Raw genomic sequence first — 23,086 nt, 5'->3', positions numbered from 1 at the left:
TCCCTCTTTCTGATAACAGTAACTACTTTTATACGCTATTATAAATGCAAAGCTAATGATTTTTATATACGAATCGTCTCATTACTGTTTCTAATGGTCCGTTCAGATGATGTTTTTCAAAAATCGTGGCCAATAGGAGAGAAAGACTCCAAATACCCACGGCAATCAAAGCTGCGATCCCGTTACTTATCTGCCCTCCTAAATCAAGTGCTACTGGTGACAATAATAAAACCAGCATCGTCTCATTCCATACATAGAATGTTAAGGAACGCTTTCCTAAAGCCATAAACGAACGGAGAAAAGGCCCTTCTTTTTTTAACGTTGTCCCAATGATTCCAAAAAACCCCGCATAGGCTAATCCGCCAGCAATTCCGGTTAGAATGTGGTATCCGTATACGAAACCAAAAAGAAAAAAACTGGGGTTCCAAATGTTCCCGATAAATGTTAAAGGCAATGCTCCTAGTATGGAGACAGCTAAGCCGATCATTGTTATGAAACAAAGAGTTCGTAACTGTTGCTCCGGCTTGATTAATAATTGATATCTGGCCATCCACATGCCGAGCAAAACAGAAGGAAGAATCGGGAACATACTATGAATCAAAATAGGGATAAATGGAAAAGAAATCAAACTAAGCATCATTGTGCTAAGATAGGTGTCTGTAGCCAAAACCTCTGGAGGAAATCCATAAGCGCCCATGGATTCCATCAAAAAGCCCCATAAGATCGGATTCACGATGATGTAGAATAACGTGATAAAAAGAAAGGTTCGAATCAATATCTTGTTTTCACGTGGTAACAGCCAATTGACGAGAAGTCCAGCTACCCCGTAGGCCATCAGAATATCTTGACCGCCAATGATCACCGCTAAAACTGCTCCAAATAAAATCAAATACCAGGAGCGCCTGCGAATCATCTGAATGGCATCTTTTTCTCTGCTTCCTTTTGCGATTCGACTATCAAAGGCCAGCGCCAAACCATAACCGAATAATACAGCAAACATCGGTCTTGCCCTGTTGTCAATAACGAGCATGCCAAATAGATTCACAATTTGATCAAAGAAATTCTGACTTTCCACTCTGTGAACGATCCCGGGTTCCAAAGCGTACAAATACAGCGGTACATGTGCGAGTGCAATAAGTAGCAGCATAGCACCTCTAGCCAGATCCAATGAAACGGCACGTTTTGTTCTCTCTGCCGTTTTCATCTGGAATGAAACAGACATACGATCCTCTCCCTGCTTTTTGACAAAATTTCAAATTGTATCATTTACGAGATATTTTCATTCCGAGAATGTGATACTACAACGTTCCTGTCGACAAATGAAAAGGCGACCCCTTCTCGAATCGAGCAAGAGATCGCCTTTTCAATTATTTTATCGTTTTGCTACGACAATGACATACACGTGGCCTTGATCATTTGTCCACAAATCCACTTTGTCCTTGGAGGACAGATCGCTTTCTTTCAAGTCATTCCCGTTGTAGTATTTGATTTTCGCGTCTTCCGTCATCTTCAAGCTAGTCGATACATCATTGAAGAATACGTATTTATCTTTATTCACGCGGGATTCAATTCCGACGAATTTCACATTTTCCTTCGCTACTTTGCCAACGGTGGAAGCTGCAGTCACTTCGCCGTCGCGATCGAGGGTCAATGTTACGTACTCAAATTGATCCACATCCTCAATAGCATCCTCATCATTTACCTCGTACGTCTTGCCGTTAACTTCTACTTTCGCGGAAGTTACCTTGCCATCATCCTTGCGAACCTCAACGGAGTCAACTACGCCGCTTACCTTCTTCGGCGCACCAGAAATGGCTTTTACTTTGCCAGCGTTGTTGAGTGTCAGTGTGTACTCTTTGTCGTTGGATGCAGCATCACTATCAATGCTGACGCCGGACAAGAGCTCATACACCTTCCCGTTCACGGTAATTTTCGAACCAGACTTTTTCGTCACGTATCCTTTTACCGTTTGCTTTTCCAAAGTCAGCTCCACAATGTCATTCGTGCCGACGTTGTATTTCCATGTAAGGATACGGTGGTCATTGAATTGATCGGTTTTAATCGTCGTTGGTGATACGGAATCGCCATCGACAGTCAGCTTCGCATTGGTCAAGATGTCGTAGGTTTTCCCGTCGATTTTCACAGTTGCCAGCTTTCCTGATGCATACGCGGTTGTGTCAGAGACCAGCTTGTTTGTAGCTGCCCCCACACCCTGCTCTACTTTCACCAGATTTCCATTCTTGTCAAACGTAAGAACTGCAATTTGGCCGCTCGTCAACTCATCCAGTTCATCTACTTCGTCTTCGTCTACGAACAACTCTGTATCTTCATGCACCTCGTAATTGACGCTGCCAACGCGAATCCGGTTTTTGTCTGTATCAACGGTGATTGTATCTGTGTAGCTCAGCTTCGTGTAAACAAGCTCAGATACTTTGCCGTCCACGTTGAGTGTCAGCTCGACTAAGTCATCTTTTTCGATGTCAGAGAACGAAGCACTTGTTTCCTTCGCTTCCGGATGCTCCTTACCTTTGATGGATGCTTTGGAATCCAGAGCATACGTCGTTCCGTCCACTTTTAGCTCTCTCTTCGAGTTGGAACCGCTCACGGAAGACACTTTTTCCACAATTCCTTTTGTTGTGTTGTCGCTAATCGTGATGGATTTGATCTTGCCATCGTCACCCACGACTGCCACAAACTTTTGACCGATGTGAGAACGGCTTACATTCACGCCATCTTCTACTTCCAATACGACTTCTTTTCCGTTAACGATTGCCTTGAATTTCTTCTCATCGCCTACAGCCGTTGTAAAATTAAGGCCAGTCTTCACGATACCTTCAACGATTTCGGAGTCAGAAGTAACGACTGTAAGGAACGCAACCCGGCCGTTTTTCGCGATGTATTCAACCTGCGCTCCTACGACCAGATTGCCGTATACTTGCGCGGAACCTGCAATTTCAATTTCCTCTTTTTGTCCGACCAGCTTCAGCTTTTTCTCGGACTTGTCATAAGAAGCTACTGTTCCTTTTACGACTGGCAGCTTTTGAATGGTTCCTTTGGCATTGCCATTTCTATCGTAGTATGCACCGTTTGCGTAAACAGGCGTTTCCATGAAGCGATCCGTATATTTCGCAACGATATCGCGTGGAGCCGCAGCAGTTGGTGCTTCTTTTGCATCGTAAATCCCTGCTTTATCTGCTTCCAGCAAGTATGGGATGTACCACTCGTTAGACGCGGATGGACGAACATCAATCTTCAAGCCTTGAACGTAAACCGTCAGCGCTTCTGCGATTTTTACGTTGTTGTTCGGTTTGAAGGTACCATCCGGATAACCTTTGATGATGCCTTGTGATACCGCGAGATTAATATATCCGGTTGCCCAGTGATCTGCTGGCAGGTCTTTAAATACAGTCTTTCCTTGCAAGAGCTTCGCCTGTGCATCTGTGTAACCGAGTGCCAATACGGCGACTTTCGCGAATTCTGCTCTCGTCACATCTTTATACGGTCTGAAAGTGCCATCAGTGTAACCTTTCAGAACACCCGCATAGTTCAGTTTCAAAATCGCGTCTTTATTCGCATTTCCTCCGATATCGGAGAATGGCAGTGCCGTCGCAGCCATCCCTGTACCCGGCAATGCTAGCGATCCAGCCAGAACAGCTGTCGCCAATAATTTTTTCAGATCCTTGTTTGCTCGATTCTTTGCTTTTTCCAAAATAAACGCCTCCATCATAGTAACAGTTTTATCAGTTCATTCTCTCCTGCAACTACTCCCATTTGAAGAAATGATGGAATAGCCCGCAGTAGAACTGTTTTCTTCGGCCGAATGCTCTTTTTAGACGACAGGAGTTTCAAAAAAGTTTCAAAGCTTGTTTACGGTAAATGATTCCATCATCCATTGAGCCTTGATTTGTAGAGGGTTCACTATGTCTCGCAGAACGCAAAAAAACCACCTGAAATCTCAGGTGGTTTTGCGTTTCATTCCAGCAGGAAATGCTATAAGCCAGGTTCTGTCTCTCCCGTGCTTCAAGCGGGACAATCCCTCGCACCAAGAGCGGTAGCCATCTATCTATGGCATCCGAAGATACCATCCGTCCTTTCCGTTTGATTCCTTCAGGACGGTTCCCCTACCTAATTTGGGTTTCTCGCTCGCAGGGTTTACCGCGTTCCATCTTTTCTGTCGCCAGAAAAGCTACGTTTCTGTGGCACTTTCAGCGTACTCGGGCCTCAGAGAGAGCCCTTTCCACGCCGTCAGCAAGACTCACGCCTCACTGCCCTGGCTTGCACCAGGTACGAACACTCCAGACATCTCAGCCTGGGCGAGCCTGGACTTTCCTCTACCGCCAATCGCCGAAACGATTGCGGCAGCGACTACCCACATTTCCTGCACATCAGAATCAGTAACATTTACTCTACCATATGCCTTGTACATGGTCAACAAGCAGGATTTGGAAGGTCCATTTGTAGTACAATAGATAGGCGACAAGGAGGTATGACCGTGATAACCATTACCCCAACCGCGGCAACACGTCTTGCACAGATGATCGCGGAAGAAATGGATGCAGATCAACTCGGAATCAGACTCGTCCCGACTACGACGGGATGTGGCAGCTATACATATAGCATCGCCATTACGGAAGCGGAAAAACAAGATCTGGACGAAGAAATAAGTGGAATTCGCTTCTTTTATCAAACGCATGAGGTAGACAAGCTTGCCGGGACGGTTATTGACTGCGATCCTGCTACAGGTCGATTTTCTATTTTCCACCCGCGCCCGATGCAATCAGATTGCTCGCTTACTCATTGATCAGGAGGTTATTATGCTACTACTTTCATTTGAAAACATCAAACCGAAGATTCACCCAACCGTCTTCCTTGCAAAAGGCTCGGTCGTTTCTGGTGATGTCGAAATCGGCGAGGATTCTTCTATTTGGTACAATACAGTGATTCGCGGGGACATCGCACCGACCGTTATCGGAAAACGCGTCAGCGTGCAAGACAACAGCACCCTGCACCAAAGCCCTAACAATCCGTTAATCCTCGAAGACGAGGTGACTGTCGGACATAACGCTGTATTACATAGCTGCGTAGTGCGTCGCGGCGCATTGATCGGAATGGGAGCCATTGTATTGGATCGAGCGGAAATCGGTGAAGAAGCGATGGTTGCTGCAGGAGCACTCGTTCCACCAGGCATGAAGGTGCCACCTCGCTCCCTTGTTGTCGGCAACCCAGCAAAAGTCAAACGAGAGCTGAACGAGGCGGACTTGAAAGAATTCGTACGCATCCGCCAATCGTATGTCGATAAAGGAAAAATGTATCGCCAGCTCGAAGAAAATCCGATTGCGAGAGAATAGCCATCGGGAGCTGATTTGAAGCGGTTATTTCGATAATGGAAAGGCAGTGGAAGCCACGGACGTAAGAATACAGTCCTGGATCACCACTGCCTTTATTTAGCTATTGCCCCGCGTTATTAAATCGAAAAATTAACTTATCTCCATCAAAAGTCATTCCGAACTCTTCCTCGTAGCTCCCCTTCGTATAGTTGGATACCGTTTTCCGCCAAAATTTTTGTGCTACAATATTTCGTTCTGATGGATTCGTAAAAAGCTCCCAATTTCCTGTGAATTTTTCAAAAACTTGAATCGCCGCAAATTCTGCAACACCTAATCCTCTGAAAGGCTGCATCAGAAAAAAATCATTGACGAAATAGTCCGTTCCTTTTGCGCAATGAGGAGGTGTGGCAATGAGTGCAAATCCAGCAGGAATATCATCCACCCGGATTAAGAAGGGATAGAGACAATTGGATTTTTCCCACCAAATTTTTTGTACTTCATATTGATCATGAAGAGTTCGATATTCGTTACTTTCTTCAAAAATTCCATGCATGTTAGGGATATGTCCAGGAATTAATCCGTGATGTCCCGATAAATCGTGTAAATAGAGGGGATACATATTTTTAATGATATATGCTTCATCTTGCTCCGTTAATTTTATCTGGATATTCATGCTTCCAGTCATGGTCATCCCCCCAGAATCTGCATCATGTCCTTTTCTCTACTTTCGAATCTCCAAATAATGCGTAGCCCCCACTAAAAATCGAAACCTTGTCGGTTCTAGACTAGCTGCATGCCCAAGCCGATGAACTTCTTCCATGAGCTGCGGAAGCTTCGGATACAGAAACAAAAAATGGCTACCTACCACCAGCGAAAATTGATTATCTGCAAAGGGTAGATCGGGCAATAATCCTGGGACGTACTTTATTTTGGATGGTTCATCTGCCATAAAAGCGTGAATGAATTGTACCAATGATGTTTCTCTGATTTTCCGGTGCTTCTCCAGTGAACCGTAATAGCTCCAATCCAAGGTGTGAGCAATCCCCGCAAGCTTTTGAGTCGACTCCTCGATCTCCTGCTTGCCCTTCTGATCAATTGCTTCAGGAGACATTTGGTAAAGCGGATCGACAGCGATTGCCTCCCGCCCTTGCTGGCAAAGCACCGCAGTAAACGACGATGCGCCTGCCCCTACGTCCAATATCGATCCCTTCGACAGCACTTCCTCGGTCAATGAAAACATATCGACATACTCTTGATACGACCGGCATGTCATCGCTACTCCTACTTGCTCGTACACCCCTTCTGCCTGTTCCTTTCTCATCTCGACTCAGCTCTCCTCCGCTCATATTCCTCCATCTGTATGACAATCGACAGAGTTGACCAAATATTACCAGAAGATAGTCAGCGATTCAATCGGGTTCCCTCTTTATGCATGGAAAACATAAAGCGGCGTATCCATAGTGGAAACACCGCTTTTACTCTCAGGAAGCATTTTGCAACCGATCAACCTCTCGCATATGTTCAAACAGCATATAAGAGCGAATTGCCGTCTCCAGATGGATGCGATCCGGTTCTTTCGTCGTGCAATATTTTTGAAAGAACCCCGACAGCCTGTAAAGAAAACCGAAATATTTACGAACGTAACGATCTCCCAACATTCCAACGAGAAGTCCGACAACTCCGCAAGCAACACTCCACTCCAAGGGTACAAAAAATACCGTCAAGATAAACCCGGTAAAAAACCACATCACCAAATTAGTGGAGCAGCCGTCATTGACGATATCCGCCTTACCAATCTCCTTCAAAACCGCCAGCGACTTCTTGCCCCCATAGCTGAACACCTTGTGCTCCGCTCCATGAAACTTTTTCATCATTTTCGGAAAAACGAAGTGAAAACCTGCCACATAAACAGCCACCCACATCGGATCGATGATGGCCCAGTCAGGCTTCACCAATGCAGCTACTACGTAACACGCAAGCAGGAGGTGAAACAGCTGATAGTACCAGGGAAAGGAGAAAAAAATGCGGTACCAGAGTTTCCCTATCGTTTTTAACGTGATTTTTTCCGCCCACATATGAATCACGCCGTCTTTCACTTCCGCGCAAGCCAGCACGTTGCGATCATGAAAAAGCACACCGCGTCCAAAAGACATCCCCATAATCATCTCGTTAGCTATTCTCCTTCCGCCCTAATGTCGTTATAATAGGTTGAGTTGTACGCAGAATGAAGGAGGTTTCCACAATTGATCCGCATGGTTCCAACTACACCATTAACACCTTTACACGATCCATGGGAGCCGTTGTTCAATGCGACACCCCCCGCCTATAAACTTACCAGCGTCGAGTTTACTGTAACGAATCTGTGCAATCTCCGCTGTGAGCATTGCGCGGTTGGTGATACATTGCGATACAAAGACGATCCCGCTCTACCTGTCGATCTGATACTTCGTCGCCTGGATGAAGCAAAAGATCTGCTTACTATCAGTATAACAGGCGGAGAACCGATGTACAGCGAGCGCACCGTGAAAACTGTGATCGGGCCCATTTTACAATATGCAGCAGAACGAGGACTGCGGACACAAATCAACTCCAACATGTCCATGCCATTTTCTCGTTATGAGTTGGTCCTGCCCTACCTCGACGTCATGCATATTTCGTGGAACTGGTCTACCCCCGAAGAATTCCATGATATTGTTTACGCAAAAGCACGGCAGCCGGTTTCAATCAAAAGAGCAGAAGCACAGTTTCATGAAATGATGGAAAACGCACGTAAGCTCGCACAGGAAGGCGTGTTTGTATCGGCTGAAACGATGCTGAATCATCGCACCTGGACAAAGCTCGATACTCTCCACCGTCAGATTCAGGAGATGGGCAGCAAGCGACATGAGGTACACCCGATGTATGCAAGTGATTTTGCCCGCGATCTCGATGTGCTTTCCCTCGATGAGCTTCGCCAGGCTGTTCATCGGATGCTGGATGTACGCAATGAGGATCTCTGGATGCTTTTCGGGACATTGCCATTTTTCGCTTGTAGTCCAGAAGCGGCTGACAGGGAATTGATCAGCAGACTGCGCGCTGCGAAAAATGTGACGACTCGCAATGATCCGGATGGTCGCAATCGTCTTAACATCAACATTTTTACGGGCGATGTAATCGTAACAGATTTCGGAGATGTAGAGCCGTTAGGCAATATTCAAACCGATCAGCTTCAGTCGATGTTTGAAAAATGGCAACGCCACACCCTGAATCAAAAAATCAATTGCTTCTGTCCGGCTGCGGCATGTGCAGGACCTAATCTACTCGTTGCTAATACTTACTATCAGGATACTGATTTCACCCAGCGCAAAGCACTCGTCTAAATGGGCACACTAGGGCGTGAGGTGATCTACCATGAGCAGACGCAAACGCCCCCTCGTTCCTGAGGCGCGAAAAGGACTGGACGCCCTAAAAGCGCAGGTTGCCCACGTTGCTGATCCCGCGCAGGCCAAATTCGAGGTCGCAGAAGAAATTCATGTTCCATTGCAGCCAGGCTACAATGGACAGTTAACCTCTCACGATGCCGGTCGAATCGGAGGACGCTTGGGCGGCAGTATGGTCAGAGAAATGGTTCGGATGGCAATGGAGGGCATGAATAAAAAACCGTGATCCTATTGTTTGGGAACCCCGCTATTTGATGTATGCGAATGGCGGGGTTCTTTGTCGAGCAATCGAATATTGCCGAGTAGGACACTGGCTATCAAACTGATTCCAATCAGAATCAAACCAGTGATAAAGACGCTTTGCAAAGCTTCACTAAACACCAATCCTGCCCGCATCCCCCCATCTACGATGGTTCCAAACACACTAATACCAATCGTCCCGCCCAAGGAACGAAATAATTGCGATGTCGACATGGCAACACCCCGATCTTCCGGTTTTACAGCGCTGTGTGCTGCGGTACCGAGTGCCGGATAGATTGCCCCCATGCCCAGACCTGTGACAATCATGTAGATGATGAGTTGTGTATTGGTTGTTCCTGCATCAATCGTGCTCAAAAGAAAAAAGCCTGTCGCCATGATGAGTAAGCTGGGAATCAGAATCGCCCGAAATGAAACTTTTGCCATCCAGCTTCCCCCAACCGTTGAAGCAATCGCTGCGGACAGCATGAGTGGCACTAAAAGGAATCCAGTCTCTGAGGGGCTCGCACCGCGTACTCCTTGGACGAACAGTGGGATATATGCGATTGCACCGAACAAAGCGGCACTCACAAGGAATCCTACGAGATTGCCATATCCAATGGCCGGAATGCGAAATAGGGAGAGCGGAAGCAGGGGCTCCTTTGCTTTGGTTTCAATCCAGATGAAAAAGCCGAGAAGTAAGATACCCGCTCCCCCTAACCCGATCTTGTATTCCATCCCCACCATGACAAGGGACAGCAGGATGAGAATGATGGCTACACTTAAGCTAGACGCCCCATACCAATCAATCACAGGCTTCTTATCGTAGTGCCGCTGATTCCTAAAGGCCAGAGCCAAGATCAAAAAGGCAGCGATCCCGATAGGAAGGTTAATAAAGAAGATCCATCCCCACGGCAGATGCTCCACGAGAATTCCTCCCAACGAGGGACCGAGTATACTCGTCAAGGCAAAGACGGCTCCGAAAAGGCCTTGAAATTTGCCCCGCTTTTCGGGTGGATACACTTCACCCACAATGATGAACGCAACCGGCATTAATGCCCCAGCGCCCAACCCTTGTACTCCTCTCGCTACAATAAGACCCGTCATGGAATCAGCCATGCCGCACAAGAGAGATCCCATGAGAAACAGAAACAAGCCAATCAAATACATTTTTTTCGGTCCAAACAAGTCTGCCATTTTTCCATAGATGGGCATGCTCGTGGTCGATGTGAGCATATAAATGGCGAACACCCAGCTATAAAGAGTTAGACCTCCCAGCTCTTTCGTAATTGTTGGCATGGCTGTTGATACAATCGTCTGATCCAACGCTGACAAGACTAGCCCCATCAGCACTCCACCCGTAACTAATCCTACGCGGCGCCTTTCCTTTTCCATCTCCATCACTCCCTTTTTTGAAGTCAGTTGATAACAGCTCCAAAAATATAAGGGAATTTCCGAAAAAAGAGTAGACTTTTTCTTTATGATGAGTTATTCTGATGATAGAGTCTGCCCCTAAGAAATTGAACGAATGATAAATAAAAACCGCCTCCGTTACGGAAGCGGTTTTGTTGTTTTATCGCTTTTCTTGCCATTCATCTGAGCTTGTCGAGCTTTTTGGCACTTGATTTCCGGGGTCCAAGCATGGTCTTTCCAATGTCGCCCACTTTGTTGACGGACTCAAAAACTTGATCGATTACATCAACCAGTTCCCGAATCTGTACCACTTTTCCATAGACGCCCATGAAATGGTGCCGGACGTTTTTTCCATTTAACCCTAGCATGGCCGCACCTCCTCTTAATCCTCTTGTATCACCTTATGCAGAATAGGGCGATGAGGAAATGGCGAAGAGTAGGAAAATTATTCTGCCCTCTTTATCCAGCAGCTTAACGCGGACGAGGCGTACCAGGTGGACGCGGGCGAGGAGGTGGTGTTGGTGTAATGGCTCTCTCCACTCGAGTGACACGGTTTTCCAATCGATCTACGCGGTTATCCAGTCTGCGAAAATCTTCTCGCAGTGCATCTACTCGCCTCTCCAGACGATCCAAACGCCGATCGACTTCCGCTCCAGGTGCTGGTGTCGCTGTGGTCGGGATGAACAAGTTTTGACCGACGTAAATGTAGTAGGGGTATGCGATATTATTTACGCGGATCAATTCCTGAACCGGTACGCCAAAACGAGCCGCAATACTGTTCAGTGTATCTCCCGAACGGACTACATAGTTCACGAATCTCACTCCCTTTTTTCAGTGATTATTCGTTATTAACCTATGCCCGCCTTGATACACGCGAACTAAACCAATACCCATTTTGGCAAAGAATAGTCAAACACCTAGTACAACCGCCGTTACAAACTTGCATGTGCGAGGCTCACCGTATCAAGACTTTGAAAATACAGAGGCACCCTCTAGAAACACTTCTTCCACTTGCTTCAATGCCTCGATCTCCTGTAATGGATCTCCTTTTACTACAAGCAAATCAGCGAGATACCCTGGCGCTAACGTACCGATCTTGCTTCCTTGGTCCAGCACTTCCGCGGCATTTTGGGTAGCAGCTTGTATCGCCCGAATTGGCTCCATTCCCAGCTCCACCATCAGCTTGATCTCGTCTGCCACAGGCGTAATCGGATAGCCATCCAAAACGATATCCGTACCCGTAGCGATTTTTACACCTGTGTTCTTTAATCGTGCGAAGTTCTCACGGTATGCCTTTTCCGAATCGACGAAAAAGGCACCCTGCTCGATAAGTCCCTCGCTCAATATGCCTTGATTCGCCTCCTGCTGTTCATTCCAAATCTGCTTGTAATAATCAGCAATCTGGAAGAATGTAATCATGGTCGGTACCCATACCAGTCCTTTGTCCTTCATCTGCTCTGCCTGTTCGACTGTCATAAAAGTCGCGTGTTCAATCGTATCAAATCCTGCATCAATTGCCATCTGGATCGCCGGCTGGAGTGAGGCATGCACACAGCACTTCCGTCCCAAGCGATGTGACTCGTCTACTGCCGCATCCAGCTCCTCCTGCGTGAACTCAGGTGTCGGAGTACGATGACTCGTCATGAGCTTGATCCAGTCAGCTCCAGCTCTCACCTGTTCACGGACGGCTGTACGAACTTCCCACGGGCCATTCGCCTCTCGCAAGGCACCCTTTAATTGCCAGCCGTGCCCACCTGTCATAATAATCCCTTGGTTCACTTGAAACAGTCGTGGTGAAACTATGAACTTTTTCTTGGCTGCCAGCTTGAGTGTGTTGCACAGCCCATCCGGTGCTGCGACATCCCGGATCGTCGTTACCCCCATAGAAAGTGCCTCTTTCAAATTCGCTGTCGCAAGCAAAGCCACCAATCCATCGTTCTCACTATACTCAGCGGAATCTGGCTTACTCCACCAATAACCGATGTGGACGTGTAGATCGATCAAGCCTGGCAAAATGGAACATCCGCTGTAACGCGTTACCTCTCCTTCTGAAAAGGAAGGCATGAGCGCTGCTTCTGTCCCCACTGCCACAATCTTTCCTTGCTCATCAATCCCAACAGCACCCTGCTCGATTACATGCTCTCCATCTCCGATAATGACGCGATCAGCTATCAACCATTTCATTCCTGTTCCCCCTGTCAAAAATGAAATTCCTTCTGTCCGCAATCCTGGTTAGTCTTTCGAGAGTTCATCATCTATCCAACTATTTCCTTCTCATCTCCCTCCTCGTTTGAAAAAAAAAAGCCTCCGGCAGCACGTGAAGTGCGCCAGAGGCTTACCTGTTCCATTTCTATTTAAATACAGGTGCTGCAAACTGAGCCAATTTCTCTGCGGAAGACTTTTCCACATCTGCATGCAAGCTGTTTCCATGGGAATCCATGGTAACGATTGCTGCAAAGCCTTTTACGCGCAGGTGCCACATCGCTTCCGGAATACCGAATTCCATGAAGTCGACACCTTCTACTTTTTCCAAGCATTCTGCATAATACTGGGCCGCTCCACCAATCGCATTCAAGTACACAGCGCCATGCTCGTTCAATGCTTTCAGGGTTTTCGCACCCATTCCGCCTTTTCCGATTACGGCACGGATTCCGAATTTCTTGATGATTTCGCCTTGGTATGGCTCCTCGCGAATGGAGGTAGTCGGGCCAGCTGCTTTTACATGCCACTCGCCTGCTTCGTCCTTCAGCATAACTGGACCGCAATGGTAAATGATCCCCCCATTGAGGTCCACAGGACAGTCATGATCCATCAGATAGCTGTGCAGGGCGTCGCGTCCTGTATGCATTTCGCCATTGATGATGACCACATCGCCCACTCGCAGGCTGCGAATTTGTTCTTCAGAGATTGGCGCTTCCAGAACAACCTCACGGCGCTTTTCGCCCGCATCGTCCGTAGCTGCTACCGGGGACAAGTCCATCGCCACTTCTTCGTCTTTGTAAAGGTAACGGAGGATTTCACCAGTCTCTGGATTCAGGCGAACACCTTGACGACGGAATGCCCAGCAGTTGTACGCAACAGATACGAAAAAGCTTGCTGGCAGGCGATTTTCCACGCCAATTTTACAGCCGAGCAATGTAGCGTTTCCACCAAAGCCCATCGTTCCGATTCCGAGTTGGTTCGCGGTTTCCATGATGTAGTCTTCCAAAGCAGCCAAGTCAGCGATTGGATTGACATCATCTACTTTACGGAACAATTGATGCTTCGCCAGTGCATAACCGGATGTGCGATCGCCACCGATTCCTACACCGATGAAGCCGGCACTACAGCCTTGTCCTTGCGCTTGGTATACGGCATGCAAAATGCACTTGCGAATACCATCCAGGTTGCGGCCTACTTTGCCCAGGCCTTCGAGCTCACAGGGCAGGGAGTATTGGATGTTCTTGTTCTCACAGCCGCCACCCTTGAGGATCAGCTTGATCTCGATTTCATCCTCTTCCCATTGCTCGAAGTGAATAACAGGAGTACCTGGTCCGAGGTTGTCCCCTGTGTTTGTACCCGTCAAGGAATCTACGGAGTTGGAACGCAGCTTACCTGTTTTGGTTGCTTCTGCAATCATTTCTTTGATTGCTTCTTTAATGATGAGTTGGTTGACTCCAACCGGGGTTTTTACCTCGAATGTTGGCATTCCGGTATCTTGACAGATCGGAGAAACATTTTCTTCTGCCATAACGACGTTTTGCGCAATCGTAGACAAGGACAGCGCTGCGCGTGTGCCCAGATCTTCTTTTACCTTCGCTGCATTAACGGCACGACGCACGTCTGGTGGTAGATTCGTAGAAGTATCCGTAATCAGTTCCAGAATGCTTTGCTTCAAGTTTTCCATCTATGACGCCCCTTTTGACGTAGTGGTGTAAATGGTAGCATAAACCGCCTACTATTATAGCACACGCTCCTCCACCTGTCCGTAGATTGCTGTCCAAAGAGTGTGTGAAACATTCAGCGAAAGTGCGTCGTCTTATTACCGACAGCAAAATATGGCAAGAAGCAGATCGAGGGGGATCAAAATGAAAAGAACATTAGCCGGGCTACTCGCCTCCGTAATGGTGGTGACCACTATACCCTTCCTGTTCACGACGGGTACAGTAACGGAGCCAACCGTTCAAGCCGCATCCACAGAAGATTTACCCGTAGTCGGTTCCTATGCGCAGCTAAAAAAGCTCATCCAATCAAATCAGGACAGCTACCCATACGCGACCATGGAAACGACTACAGCAATGCCTGTATCCGCACCTAGCACCGCCAATAAAATGGCTGACACTTCCGGTGGTGCAGTACGCGGCGATTTTTCCACGACAAACACACAGGTGCAGGGAGTCGATGAAGCAGATATCGTAAAGTCAGACGGCACTTATCTTTATCAATCCACACAAAATGAAGTCCGCATCATCAAAGCGTACCCGGCAACCTCAATGAAGGTCGCAAGCCGCATCAGCTATGACAATGGAAAATTCATACCGCATGAAATGTACGTTGACGACAGTAGACTGATCGTCATCGGGCAAGCGAATGAGAGCATCTCTTATCCTCCTGGCACAGCTTCCAAACGAGGCATCCCTCGCTATCATGACAATTCGTTCGTCAAAACAATGATCTACGATATTTCGAACAAACAGCAGCCACGTCTTGTTCGTCAACTGGAACTGGAAGGTTACTACATGTCTTCTCGTAAAATCGGAGCGAGCTTGTACGTGACAGCCAATCAGTACATGGATGCCTATCGCATCTTGGAAGAGAAAACAGAACTACCTGGCCCAACGTATAAAGACAGCTCCCATCATGACGAATATCAAACGATTCCCTACAGTGATATTTGTTACTTCCCGGATCACTTCCGTCCGGAGTATTTGATCGTCGCTGGCGTAAATCTCGATGATTCGAAACAAAAGATGTCACTGAGTACGTATCTCGGTGCTGGGGAGAACATCTATGCATCCTCCAAGAATCTGTATGTAGCAGTCACCCAAAACAATGTCCAGCCGGTAGCCGTTAAGCAAAAAGGAGCGACAACTCCTTTGATTGCACCTCCCATTGAGTCAGATACAACCATCTACCGTTTTGCCATGAACAAGGGAGACATTCGGTATACGGGAAAAGGGTCGGTGCCTGGACGCATTCTGAACCAGTTTTCTATGGATGAAAACGACGGTTATTTCCGAATCGCCACCACGAGCGGGAACATGTGGCGAGACGATGAGCATACGTCGAAGAACAACTTGTATGTATTGGACAACAAGCTCAACGTATACGGCAAGCTAGAAGGCATCGCCCCAGGGGAACGCATTTACTCTGTCCGATTCATGGGAGATCGCGCCTACATGGTCACCTTCAAAAAAGTCGACCCACTGTTCGTTCTCGATCTGAAAAAGCCTTCTGCTCCAAGCGTGCTAGGTGCCCTCAAAATTCCAGGCTACAGCGATTATTTACACCCGTACGATGAAAATCACATCATCGGTTTCGGCAAAGAAGCAGAAGCAGATAAAGACATGGCCTACTACCAAGGCATGAAAATCGCCGTCTTTGACGTCAGCGATGTTACGAAGCCAAAAGAAAAGTTCAAGACCGTCATCGGGGACAGAGGTACGGACTCCGAGCTATTGCACAATCATAAGGCTTTGCTTTTCTCCAAGGATAAAAATCTGCTTGCCTTTCCTGTAACTGTGCACGAACGAACGGCTCAACAAAAAGCCAAAAACGATATGCGAGACTACGGCCACTTTACTTTCCAAGGCGCCTATGTGTATCAGCTCGATCTGAAGAAAGGGTTTCAGCTGACTGACCAAATTACACATCTGTCCAAGGAAGATGTCGCCAAGGCAGGAGAAGGCTGGTACGACAGCACAAGTAACATTAAACGGATTCTCACCATTGGTGACACTCTCTATACCGTTTCGGACGATTACGTCAAAACGAAGCAGCTGTTGACCCCCAAACAAGAGAATATCTTGCCATTGACGAAATAGCGGTAATGCTCTGTCATGCGGACAGGTTCTGTGCTAAGATGGGGTAATAGACGCAGCGTATATAGAGAGGGTGTCACTACGTGGAGTATTTGAGTTTTAATTTGACATCAACGCTGGCAGGAATTGCAGCCGTGCTGTTGGTTATGTTTCTTCGCTTGCACTGGCCCTTCCGCTTTCAGTATATGGCTAATCTTTTTAAGCGCCGCTTGGATATTCGGTTGCGGTGGCTGGAGGCTTCCTATCGGAAGAATCGTGCCCGTGCTGTTGCTATGCTGGATAAATCAACACATGAGATCATGCTTGGCAATTACGAAATGGCCGAAAAATATATCGTTCAAGGAATTAACGTCTGTAAGGAACGACCAACCTTATTCAATCAAGCCATGATTCACTACTTGTTCTACAACCTGGCGATCGTCTACTATTCTTCTGAACGGTACAGTGAATCATTGGAAGTGGCGTTTCGTATTTATCAGCGTGATCAAGGTATGACTGATTCGTTAGCTCTGATTGCCTGCTCTCACGCTCGACTGGGTGAAGTAGAGAGCGCACTGGAGGCTTACCAGTTGATCGCCAGCAAACGCTCGGCAAAAGACTGGAAGCTCTACTGCTTGGCAGAGATCGAAGCTGCCAAAGGAAATTACGAGCGAGCCCTATCCCATCTCAAGCAATTGATGGACAAATCAGCCAGCTTTTTGCACCTGAATCGCGCTGAACTGGAAAAACGCATGGAAGAGTGGAAAAAAGCCTCTACACAAGCAAGCTAAACGATAGACGACCGCACATGGCTTTATGTGTGCGGTTTTTATTTTGAGGTACCCGTAACGCTGCTCTATGAAAAGTCGTATTACTATCAGAAAGTGAGGTCATTTGAAATGAAAAAATTTAATGTTTCCATACTTGCTGTATCAGGACTCTTGCTCAGTCTCGCTGTGGTTGGCTGTACTCCAGGGAATGAATCTGCTGCCTCCTCTTCGGAAACGCTGGCAAAAGTCGGTAATGTCTCTATTTCCAAGGACCAAGCATACGAGGCTATGAAAAAAGAATCTGGGAAACGCGTGATGTCTGATCTCATCACGAAGGAAGTGTACAAACAAGAAGCGATCGCACAGGGAGTTACTGTAACGGATCAGGAACTGGACGCAAAAATTAACCCGATCAAAGAAAAAATGGGACCAGAGAAATTCCAAGAGTATTTGGCTGAAGAAGAAATTACCGAGGATGAATTGCGTGAGAGATCACGTTTGATCATGATTAGGGACAAGATGTTCGAGAAGGCGTACCCGATCACCGAAGAGCAAATCAAGGAATACTATGAGAAAAACAAAGAAAAGCTCGGCGGTACGCTGGAAGAAGTACGTCCAAAGGTAACCGAGAAAGTAAAAGATAAAAACAAGCGTTCCAATATGAGTAAATGGATCAAAGAATTGAAGCAAAAGCATGACGTCGAAATTTTGGACAAAGCATTTGAAAAAGTAGAGGATAAAGAGAAAGAAGAAGACAAAGCAGAACTTCCTGCTTCCAAATAAATCGTACAAAAAAGACTTGTGTCAGCCTGTTCGGGCGCACAAGTCTTTTTTGTCATGCAGGCTTCGAAAAAGCAAGCGAAAATGTTTGCGTTCTGCATGTTATGGACGGGCAATGGCAATAAGCTCCTGCAAAAACGGCGCAATTTCGCCTTGCAGAATCGGGCCATGGCCAGTGGCTAAGTACTCAATGGGCCAATCCAGCAATAACTCCAAGCCCTCCGTATACTCCACCGCACGTTCGGGTTCGCGTGCTACCCACTGCTTCAGTTGTTCTTGATAAGCTGTCCGACAGTCTATTTCCCCGCCAACGATTTGTCCGAGCTCTGTTTTTTCAAAGCACAGATGATCACCAACAAAGCATATTTTCGTCTGCGGATCAAAGAAGGCAACCGAGCCTTCTGTATGGAAAGAAAGCTGTCGAAAGCGCAGCGAAGGAAGGTCTCCCCCACTACCCGTAAACGTATGACCGAATAGCGTCTGTGAAAAATCGTCCAGCTCGTAATAATCATCGAGGTGAATCCAATTGTTTCGTGAAGGGAACATATCGGCGTTTCCGATATGATCAGCATGTCGATGAGTGAAGTAGACATAGTCCATTAGCTCTGGCTTGACCCCGATCTCATCCAACGCTTGCTGAAAAAACGAACGTTGCTTGCGCTGGTGAGAATCAATCAATACAAAGGCATTCCCTTGTTTGATCACATAGCTGTTAACGTAGCTCATCCACGCTTCTTCATAGGTGATGATCGCCCAGGTGGAGTCTGTGATTGGTGCAATCACATTGTTCATGCCTCCATCTCTCCTCTCCTCCCAGATACAATTTCTTATTGATATTATACACAATCATACACAACCGTGCTGATTCATACCAAACTTATCCTACTCAAACTGTTGCTTCTTCCCCCAAGCTTACCCATGAACGGCCCTGCGAATGTTGAATGTGGACAGGAACACCAAAAAAGTTTGTCAGGCGCCTAGCAGTAAGTACCTCTTCCGTTTTTCCAGCCTGGTCTACTTCACCAGCTTTTAGCAGCAACGTATGCGTAAAGCAAGGCAAAATCTCTTCAATGTGATGGGTGACGTAGATGAGGGTAGGTCCCTTCGGCTGCTGGGCAATCTGCTCAATCATGGCCAGCAGCTGTTCCCGTGAGAGCAAATCCAGTCCGGTACAAGGTTCGTCCAGGATGAGCAGTCGTGGAGAAGCCATCAATGCACGCGCAATCAGTATTTTTTGTCTCTCCCCTTGCGATAAAGCGCCAAACCGTCTGTTTTTTAATGCACCACATCCAAATGATTCGAGTAAGTCAGACGCTTTTTCCACATCTGCTGCCTCCGGTACGGAGTACAAGCCGATCGTTGCCTCGCGTCCACTTAAAACGACACGGAGTGCTGTTTCATGCTCATGAAGCTGTGCCATCAACGCAGTGCTCACCCAACCAATCGATTTGCGCACCTCTCGCAAGTCGACTGTCCCATAGAGATTGCCTAATACACTGACCTCCCCCCTCGTCGGCCACACATAGCCACAGATGATATTCAGCAAACTTGTTTTACCCGAGCCATTTAATCCGACTAAACACCAATGCTCATTGTCTTGCACTTGCCAAGCAATGTCTCGCAGAATCGTCGTCTCATCTCTTTGCCAGGTAACATTTCTCACATCAATAATCATGCTCTCTCCACTCCTGACCTCTTACGGTGGTATGTGAAAAGAACCTCCATGGCAGAAGGAAGCACACGGAGGCTCTAACACGAAAACAGTTTCGTTAAAATTTGCCTTGAATCTTGAATACAATCTCTGCGAACAAAGTAGCGAATAGGAACGTACCGGTAAAGACTACGAGAGATACGACCACGATACGCCAGCTAAGCTGCTTGAATAGATGAACATCTTTCCCGAGTGACAGACCTGCATACGCGAGGATTGGCGTCGCCAATGCCAACAGATTGATCTTCGCAATCGCTGCGGCGGTATATTCGTTCCCAGGAAAAAATGGGGATGTCGCCAGCATGGCAAACAGAGAAATCCATACAATGACTGGCGATTTGAACGGAAGAATGCGAGTGAAGCCCATTCCCACCAGTGTAATGACTGCCAGCAGCAAAATACCTGGCAAAGATTCCATGATCGGCACTTTATATCCAATCCAGTTACCGATAAGAGCAATGAAGCCAATGATAAAAATCGTCAAGATCTGATTCATGCGCTTTTTCTCCCCCCTTCTGCTGCAGAAGAAGCGCTTTTACGGCCAATAATCGGCTCCAACCAATTGTATAGCTTTTGTGTGACCGGCAAGGAGAAGAAGATGCATACGTACGTTCCGACGATACTCATCATCAAGTTTGCCGCTCCAGAATAGAAGGCAATGTCTTTTTCAGCTTCTGGGAAAATAACTGCCAGTGAGCCTGTAGCAGCTGCCATCATACTACCGGAGCCAACTGCTGCTCCCATTGCCAGAGAGATCGGGTGAAACAAACCGCTACTTCCTAAAACACTCGCAAGAATCGACATATAAATAGCACCAAACAAGGTTCCGCAAACATATACACCCAATGCTCCGCGCGCTTCGGCAGAGTTCGCACCGAACTTTTCAACGATAATCGCCAGGTTTGGCTCACGATCGAGAGAATAAGTCGCCCCGATTGATTCACGCTTCAGGCCGAGCCATAATGCGACTGGCAGGCCGAGAGCGATCGTCCCCACAATGTGTCCCATCTCCTGAACAATCAAGGATACACCAGAGCCGAGCAGCTTAGGCAGCTCAGGACCGATATTGGCTCCCAGCTTCGCAATAAAGATCAAGAATGAAACGCCTAAAATATTCGCTGCGACATTCATTTCTTTTTCGTTCAAAAATTTAAACTTTGGCCAGCTGATTGCGCCACCTAAAACGAGCGCATAGAGCATCGGAAACAGAGCGATAACCCCGATCCCAATACTGATTTTCTTTGTCCCGATAAATTCTGTCAATGCGACGAGAGCAAGTACGATGAAATGCAGCTTGTACTCATTGACGCGTCTCTCTGCCATACAAAATCCCCCTTATTATCTAGCTCTATTCCATGACTACCTTTTGAGCTGCCCGAACAAACAATTCCACTCCCCGTACCAGCGCATCCTCATCAAAATCAAAGCGTGGATGGTGATGTGGATACGTGAAGCCTTTGTCCGGATTGCCAGCGCCCAATTGAATAAAGCAGCCCGGAGCTTTTTTCAAATACTCAGAGAAATCCTCACCTGGCATCAATGGATCGATGTAGAGAATATCCTCTTCTCCCCAGCGCTCCCGGATCGTATCCTCCATCAGCTTCGTCACCTGCTGATCATTGACAACCGATGTGTAGCCGTGCGAGAAAGTGAGCTCATAAGTTGCGCCATGTGCTTCGGTAATTCCTTTGAGAATCCGTTCGATCCATATCGGAATATTTTTGCGGATTTCAGCATCAAAGCAGCGTGTGGAGCCTGTCAATGTCATCGAATCTGGAATGATGTTGTACGCGGTCCCTGCATTCAGCATCGTCACCGAAATGACAACCTTGTCCAATGCACTGACATTACGAGAGACAATTTGCTGCAAGCCCGTAATAACCTGTGCACCAATGACGATAGGGTCAACGGTCGTTTCCGGTTGGGAGGAGTGCCCGCCTTTACCCTGAATCTTGATATCGAATCGGTCTGTCGAGGAGGTAAGTGCGCCGTAAAGTACACCGAATTTCCCGACAGGCATGTACGACGCCAAATGAATGCCGATAATCGAATCCAATCCGTCTGCTGCACCCGCTCTTACGATTTCAACAGCGCCACCCGGCGGCAGCTCCTCGGCATGCTGGAAAAAGAAACGAACCTCGCCTTTGATTTGGTCCTTGTACTGTGACAAAATCTTTGCGGCTCCCAACAGCATAGCGGTATGACCGTCATGTCCGCACGCATGCATCACTCCAGCTTTTCCCGATGCGTAAGGCACTTCATTTTCTTCATGGATCGGCAGAGCGTCAATGTCAGCACGAATGCCAAGAACTTTTCCTGGCTGTGATCCGATCAGACGTGCAACAACACTCGTTTTCGTAGGACGCGAAAGCTCTAAATTCCCGAAAGATTCCAACGTTTCATAAATATATTGAGACGTCTTCTCTTCTTCAAACGACAATTCTGGATTCTGATGGAGATAGCGTCGCCATGCGACAACCTGCTCAGCTACTTCGTCCGCCCATTTTTTTGTATCCCAACTCACACAATCACTCCTTTTCCCTCAAAATTTTCCGAGTCAGTTAAGTTTAGCTAAAAAAAATATCGTTTTGTGAATTCTATCACGGAACGTTGAAAATAACAAATGTCCATTCCACAAGGACACGGCTGTCGAATCTACATCCGCCGCTGTCTATTTATTAGTTATTTTAGAATTTTCTATCGACAATGTCCATGTAAAATATACGATTTGGAACAATGAAAACATTCACACTGCTAGGTTTGGAGCTTTTCTATTGAAAAGCCCTCCCTCTAGTCTACATTGATTGCGAAAACCGCGAAGCGATCCAAAAATTGCCCGAGCCACATTTCACCATTTCCTACCATCACTCCTTGATCATTGACAAACGTATCGTTAACCTTTTGGTGCAAAAACGCTTCCTTCACCTTTTCCGTTATGATCTGATCGTAGTCTGCCAGAAATTGCTTTTCATCTTTAATGAAGAGACTTTTTCCGTCTTTGTTCACACGCAGTGGATACCTCATCTGTTTGGCGACTTCTGTCTGATCATTTTTTTTGACTGCTTCTTGCAGTTTCACGAAAAAAGCTTCAAAGGCCTTTGGATTCGTTATTCCTGCGACCTGATAACGATTCGAGGTATTTACCTCACTCGCATGAACCAAAAAAGCTGTCGACTGAGCCATCATTAGCGCGATTCCTATTGCAAGTGTCCAGCCCATTCTTTTCATCATGTTCCTCCGATTGGTTTCTTTTTCATTTCTATTGGTAGCTTTTCGTCCTCAGCCATTCGTTATACCATTCGTTCCTCTTAAGAAAGACCTATTAAGGTCCTTCTGAATTGAGTCAACATAGTGGAGGAGAAGAAAAAGCACAGTTCTCTTCGACTCTGACACGCCAGCAGGGGGATTCACTGGGTAGGCGTTGTCAAGG

23 protein-coding genes and 1 other RNA gene are annotated in these 23,086 nt (G+C 47.0%); 7 read left to right on the top strand and 17 right to left on the bottom strand.

The features are described 5' to 3' along the window. Positions 1 to 52: 52 nt before the first annotated feature. From AB1L17_RS04170 to rnpB, 3 genes are all read right to left on the bottom strand, one after another. Complete coding sequence (locus AB1L17_RS04170) at positions 53 to 1,222, bottom strand: DUF418 domain-containing protein (RefSeq protein WP_412843377.1); 1,170 nt, start codon at positions 1,220 to 1,222, stop codon at positions 53 to 55. A gap of 150 nt (positions 1,223 to 1,372) precedes the next feature. Next, a complete protein-coding gene (locus tag AB1L17_RS04165; protein ID WP_412843376.1) occupies positions 1,373 to 3,709 on the bottom strand; it encodes an S-layer homology domain-containing protein in 2,337 nt (778 codons plus the stop codon). A gap of 279 nt (positions 3,710 to 3,988) precedes the next feature. Continuing rightward, an RNA gene (rnpB, locus tag AB1L17_RS04160) (RNase P RNA component class B) lies at positions 3,989 to 4,377 on the bottom strand. Between the two features lie 115 nt (positions 4,378 to 4,492). Between rnpB and AB1L17_RS04155 the strand changes: the two genes are divergently transcribed. Beyond that, positions 4,493 to 4,801 carry a HesB/IscA family protein gene (locus AB1L17_RS04155; protein ID WP_412843375.1) on the top strand — a complete coding sequence of 103 codons (309 nt, stop codon included), beginning with the start codon at positions 4,493 to 4,495 and terminating at the stop codon, positions 4,799 to 4,801. Positions 4,802 to 4,814: 13 nt separating this feature from the next. After that, positions 4,815 to 5,348, top strand: a complete 534-nt coding sequence (locus AB1L17_RS04150; protein ID WP_412843374.1) for a gamma carbonic anhydrase — start codon at positions 4,815 to 4,817, stop codon at positions 5,346 to 5,348. A gap of 100 nt (positions 5,349 to 5,448) precedes the next feature. Here AB1L17_RS04150 and AB1L17_RS04145 read toward each other — a convergent pair whose 3' ends face one another. From AB1L17_RS04145 to AB1L17_RS04135, 3 genes are all read right to left on the bottom strand, one after another. Further along, positions 5,449 to 6,012, bottom strand: a complete 564-nt coding sequence (locus AB1L17_RS04145) for a GNAT family N-acetyltransferase (protein WP_412843373.1) — start codon at positions 6,010 to 6,012, stop codon at positions 5,449 to 5,451. 36 nt (positions 6,013 to 6,048) lie between these two features. Beyond that, positions 6,049 to 6,648, bottom strand: coding sequence for a class I SAM-dependent methyltransferase (locus AB1L17_RS04140; RefSeq protein WP_412843372.1), 600 nt, complete (start codon positions 6,646 to 6,648; stop codon positions 6,049 to 6,051). A 160-nt stretch (positions 6,649 to 6,808) separates the two neighbouring features. Next, entirely contained in the window at positions 6,809 to 7,492 is a 684-nt protein-coding gene (locus AB1L17_RS04135; RefSeq protein ID WP_412843371.1) for a DUF1385 domain-containing protein, read from the bottom strand. A 78-nt stretch (positions 7,493 to 7,570) separates the two neighbouring features. On the opposite strand from AB1L17_RS04135, the gene yfkAB reads away from it, so the two are divergent. Beyond that, the gene (gene yfkAB, locus AB1L17_RS04130) at positions 7,571 to 8,686 is read left to right on the top strand and encodes a radical SAM/CxCxxxxC motif protein YfkAB (protein ID WP_412843370.1); all 1,116 of its coding nucleotides are present in this window, start codon (positions 7,571 to 7,573) and stop codon (positions 8,684 to 8,686) included. A 31-nt stretch (positions 8,687 to 8,717) separates the two neighbouring features. Further along, positions 8,718 to 8,972 carry an alpha/beta-type small acid-soluble spore protein gene (locus AB1L17_RS04125; RefSeq protein WP_007724320.1) on the top strand — a complete coding sequence of 85 codons (255 nt, stop codon included), beginning with the start codon at positions 8,718 to 8,720 and terminating at the stop codon, positions 8,970 to 8,972. 2 nt (positions 8,973 to 8,974) lie between these two features. Here AB1L17_RS04125 and AB1L17_RS04120 read toward each other — a convergent pair whose 3' ends face one another. The 5 genes from AB1L17_RS04120 to AB1L17_RS04100 form a co-directional block, all read right to left on the bottom strand. Continuing rightward, a complete protein-coding gene (locus AB1L17_RS04120) occupies positions 8,975 to 10,384 on the bottom strand; it encodes an MDR family MFS transporter (RefSeq protein WP_412843369.1) in 1,410 nt (469 codons plus the stop codon). 191 nt (positions 10,385 to 10,575) lie between these two features. Beyond that, the gene (locus AB1L17_RS04115) at positions 10,576 to 10,764 is read right to left on the bottom strand and encodes a hypothetical protein (RefSeq protein ID WP_412843368.1); all 189 of its coding nucleotides are present in this window, start codon (positions 10,762 to 10,764) and stop codon (positions 10,576 to 10,578) included. 103 nt (positions 10,765 to 10,867) lie between these two features. Further along, a complete protein-coding gene (locus AB1L17_RS04110) occupies positions 10,868 to 11,209 on the bottom strand; it encodes a LysM peptidoglycan-binding domain-containing protein (RefSeq protein ID WP_412843367.1) in 342 nt (113 codons plus the stop codon). 150 nt (positions 11,210 to 11,359) lie between these two features. After that, positions 11,360 to 12,580: a metal-dependent hydrolase family protein gene (locus tag AB1L17_RS04105; protein ID WP_412843366.1), complete on the bottom strand. Its 1,221-nt coding sequence runs from the start codon at positions 12,578 to 12,580 to the stop codon at positions 11,360 to 11,362. A 166-nt stretch (positions 12,581 to 12,746) separates the two neighbouring features. After that, entirely contained in the window at positions 12,747 to 14,282 is a 1,536-nt protein-coding gene (locus AB1L17_RS04100) for a fumarate hydratase (RefSeq protein ID WP_412843365.1), read from the bottom strand. Positions 14,283 to 14,463: 181 nt separating this feature from the next. On the opposite strand from AB1L17_RS04100, the gene AB1L17_RS04095 reads away from it, so the two are divergent. The 3 genes from AB1L17_RS04095 (at position 14,464) to AB1L17_RS04085 (ending at position 17,948) form a co-directional block, all read left to right on the top strand. Then, positions 14,464 to 16,419: a beta-propeller domain-containing protein gene (locus tag AB1L17_RS04095; RefSeq protein WP_412843364.1), complete on the top strand. Its 1,956-nt coding sequence runs from the start codon at positions 14,464 to 14,466 to the stop codon at positions 16,417 to 16,419. A gap of 80 nt (positions 16,420 to 16,499) precedes the next feature. Next, positions 16,500 to 17,186 (top strand): tetratricopeptide repeat protein, encoded by a 687-nt coding sequence (locus AB1L17_RS04090; RefSeq protein WP_412843363.1) that lies wholly within the window; start codon positions 16,500 to 16,502, stop codon positions 17,184 to 17,186. A 108-nt stretch (positions 17,187 to 17,294) separates the two neighbouring features. Continuing rightward, positions 17,295 to 17,948 carry a SurA N-terminal domain-containing protein gene (locus tag AB1L17_RS04085; RefSeq protein WP_412843362.1) on the top strand — a complete coding sequence of 218 codons (654 nt, stop codon included), beginning with the start codon at positions 17,295 to 17,297 and terminating at the stop codon, positions 17,946 to 17,948. A gap of 99 nt (positions 17,949 to 18,047) precedes the next feature. Here AB1L17_RS04085 and AB1L17_RS04080 read toward each other — a convergent pair whose 3' ends face one another. The 6 genes from AB1L17_RS04080 to AB1L17_RS04055 form a co-directional block, all read right to left on the bottom strand. After that, positions 18,048 to 18,737 carry an MBL fold metallo-hydrolase gene (locus tag AB1L17_RS04080; protein ID WP_412843361.1) on the bottom strand — a complete coding sequence of 230 codons (690 nt, stop codon included), beginning with the start codon at positions 18,735 to 18,737 and terminating at the stop codon, positions 18,048 to 18,050. Between the two features lie 94 nt (positions 18,738 to 18,831). Continuing rightward, positions 18,832 to 19,620, bottom strand: a complete 789-nt coding sequence (locus AB1L17_RS04075) for an ABC transporter ATP-binding protein (protein ID WP_412843360.1) — start codon at positions 19,618 to 19,620, stop codon at positions 18,832 to 18,834. 94 nt (positions 19,621 to 19,714) lie between these two features. After that, a complete protein-coding gene (locus AB1L17_RS04070; protein ID WP_412843359.1) occupies positions 19,715 to 20,152 on the bottom strand; it encodes a hypothetical protein in 438 nt (145 codons plus the stop codon). Continuing rightward, positions 20,149 to 20,979 carry a DUF3100 domain-containing protein gene (locus tag AB1L17_RS04065; RefSeq protein WP_412843358.1) on the bottom strand — a complete coding sequence of 277 codons (831 nt, stop codon included), beginning with the start codon at positions 20,977 to 20,979 and terminating at the stop codon, positions 20,149 to 20,151. The genes AB1L17_RS04070 and AB1L17_RS04065 overlap by 4 nt, the downstream gene beginning before the upstream one ends. A gap of 25 nt (positions 20,980 to 21,004) precedes the next feature. Beyond that, complete coding sequence (locus AB1L17_RS04060; protein ID WP_412843357.1) at positions 21,005 to 22,180, bottom strand: amidohydrolase; 1,176 nt, start codon at positions 22,178 to 22,180, stop codon at positions 21,005 to 21,007. A 266-nt stretch (positions 22,181 to 22,446) separates the two neighbouring features. Beyond that, a complete protein-coding gene (locus AB1L17_RS04055) occupies positions 22,447 to 22,887 on the bottom strand; it encodes a hypothetical protein (RefSeq protein WP_412843356.1) in 441 nt (146 codons plus the stop codon). Positions 22,888 to 23,086 lie beyond the last annotated feature (199 nt).

It is taken from the genome of Brevibacillus jepli, assembly GCF_047229145.1.
Classification (GTDB): domain Bacteria; phylum Bacillota; class Bacilli; order Brevibacillales; family Brevibacillaceae; genus Brevibacillus.
The sequence above is the reverse complement of the archived record's forward strand: the minus strand, read 5'-3'. Positions and strand labels throughout refer to the sequence as shown.

Bases quoted from the DNA above. Each gene is read 5' to 3' on its own strand.
- AB1L17_RS04170 (WP_412843377.1), bottom strand. From the start codon at position 1,222: ATGTCTGTTTCATTCCAGATGAAAACGGCAGAGAGAACAAAACGTGCC.
- AB1L17_RS04150 (WP_412843374.1), top strand. From the start codon at position 4,815: ATGCTACTACTTTCATTTGAAAACATCAAACCGAAGATTCACCCAACC.
- AB1L17_RS04145 (WP_412843373.1), bottom strand. From the start codon at position 6,012: ATGACTGGAAGCATGAATATCCAGATAAAATTAACGGAGCAAGATGAA.
- AB1L17_RS04140 (WP_412843372.1), bottom strand. From the start codon at position 6,648: ATGAGAAAGGAACAGGCAGAAGGGGTGTACGAGCAAGTAGGAGTAGCG.
- AB1L17_RS04135 (WP_412843371.1), bottom strand. From the start codon at position 7,492: ATGATTATGGGGATGTCTTTTGGACGCGGTGTGCTTTTTCATGATCGC.
- AB1L17_RS04125 (WP_007724320.1), top strand. From the start codon at position 8,718: ATGAGCAGACGCAAACGCCCCCTCGTTCCTGAGGCGCGAAAAGGACTG.
- AB1L17_RS04120 (WP_412843369.1), bottom strand. From the start codon at position 10,384: ATGGAGATGGAAAAGGAAAGGCGCCGCGTAGGATTAGTTACGGGTGGA.
- AB1L17_RS04115 (WP_412843368.1), bottom strand. From the start codon at position 10,764: ATGCTAGGGTTAAATGGAAAAAACGTCCGGCACCATTTCATGGGCGTC.
- AB1L17_RS04105 (WP_412843366.1), bottom strand. From the start codon at position 12,580: ATGAAATGGTTGATAGCTGATCGCGTCATTATCGGAGATGGAGAGCAT.
- AB1L17_RS04100 (WP_412843365.1), bottom strand. From the start codon at position 14,282: ATGGAAAACTTGAAGCAAAGCATTCTGGAACTGATTACGGATACTTCT.
- AB1L17_RS04095 (WP_412843364.1), top strand. From the start codon at position 14,464: ATGAAAAGAACATTAGCCGGGCTACTCGCCTCCGTAATGGTGGTGACC.
- AB1L17_RS04085 (WP_412843362.1), top strand. From the start codon at position 17,295: ATGAAAAAATTTAATGTTTCCATACTTGCTGTATCAGGACTCTTGCTC.
- AB1L17_RS04080 (WP_412843361.1), bottom strand. From the start codon at position 18,737: ATGAACAATGTGATTGCACCAATCACAGACTCCACCTGGGCGATCATC.
- AB1L17_RS04075 (WP_412843360.1), bottom strand. From the start codon at position 19,620: ATGATTATTGATGTGAGAAATGTTACCTGGCAAAGAGATGAGACGACG.
- AB1L17_RS04070 (WP_412843359.1), bottom strand. From the start codon at position 20,152: ATGAATCAGATCTTGACGATTTTTATCATTGGCTTCATTGCTCTTATC.
- AB1L17_RS04065 (WP_412843358.1), bottom strand. From the start codon at position 20,979: ATGGCAGAGAGACGCGTCAATGAGTACAAGCTGCATTTCATCGTACTT.
- AB1L17_RS04055 (WP_412843356.1), bottom strand. From the start codon at position 22,887: ATGATGAAAAGAATGGGCTGGACACTTGCAATAGGAATCGCGCTAATG.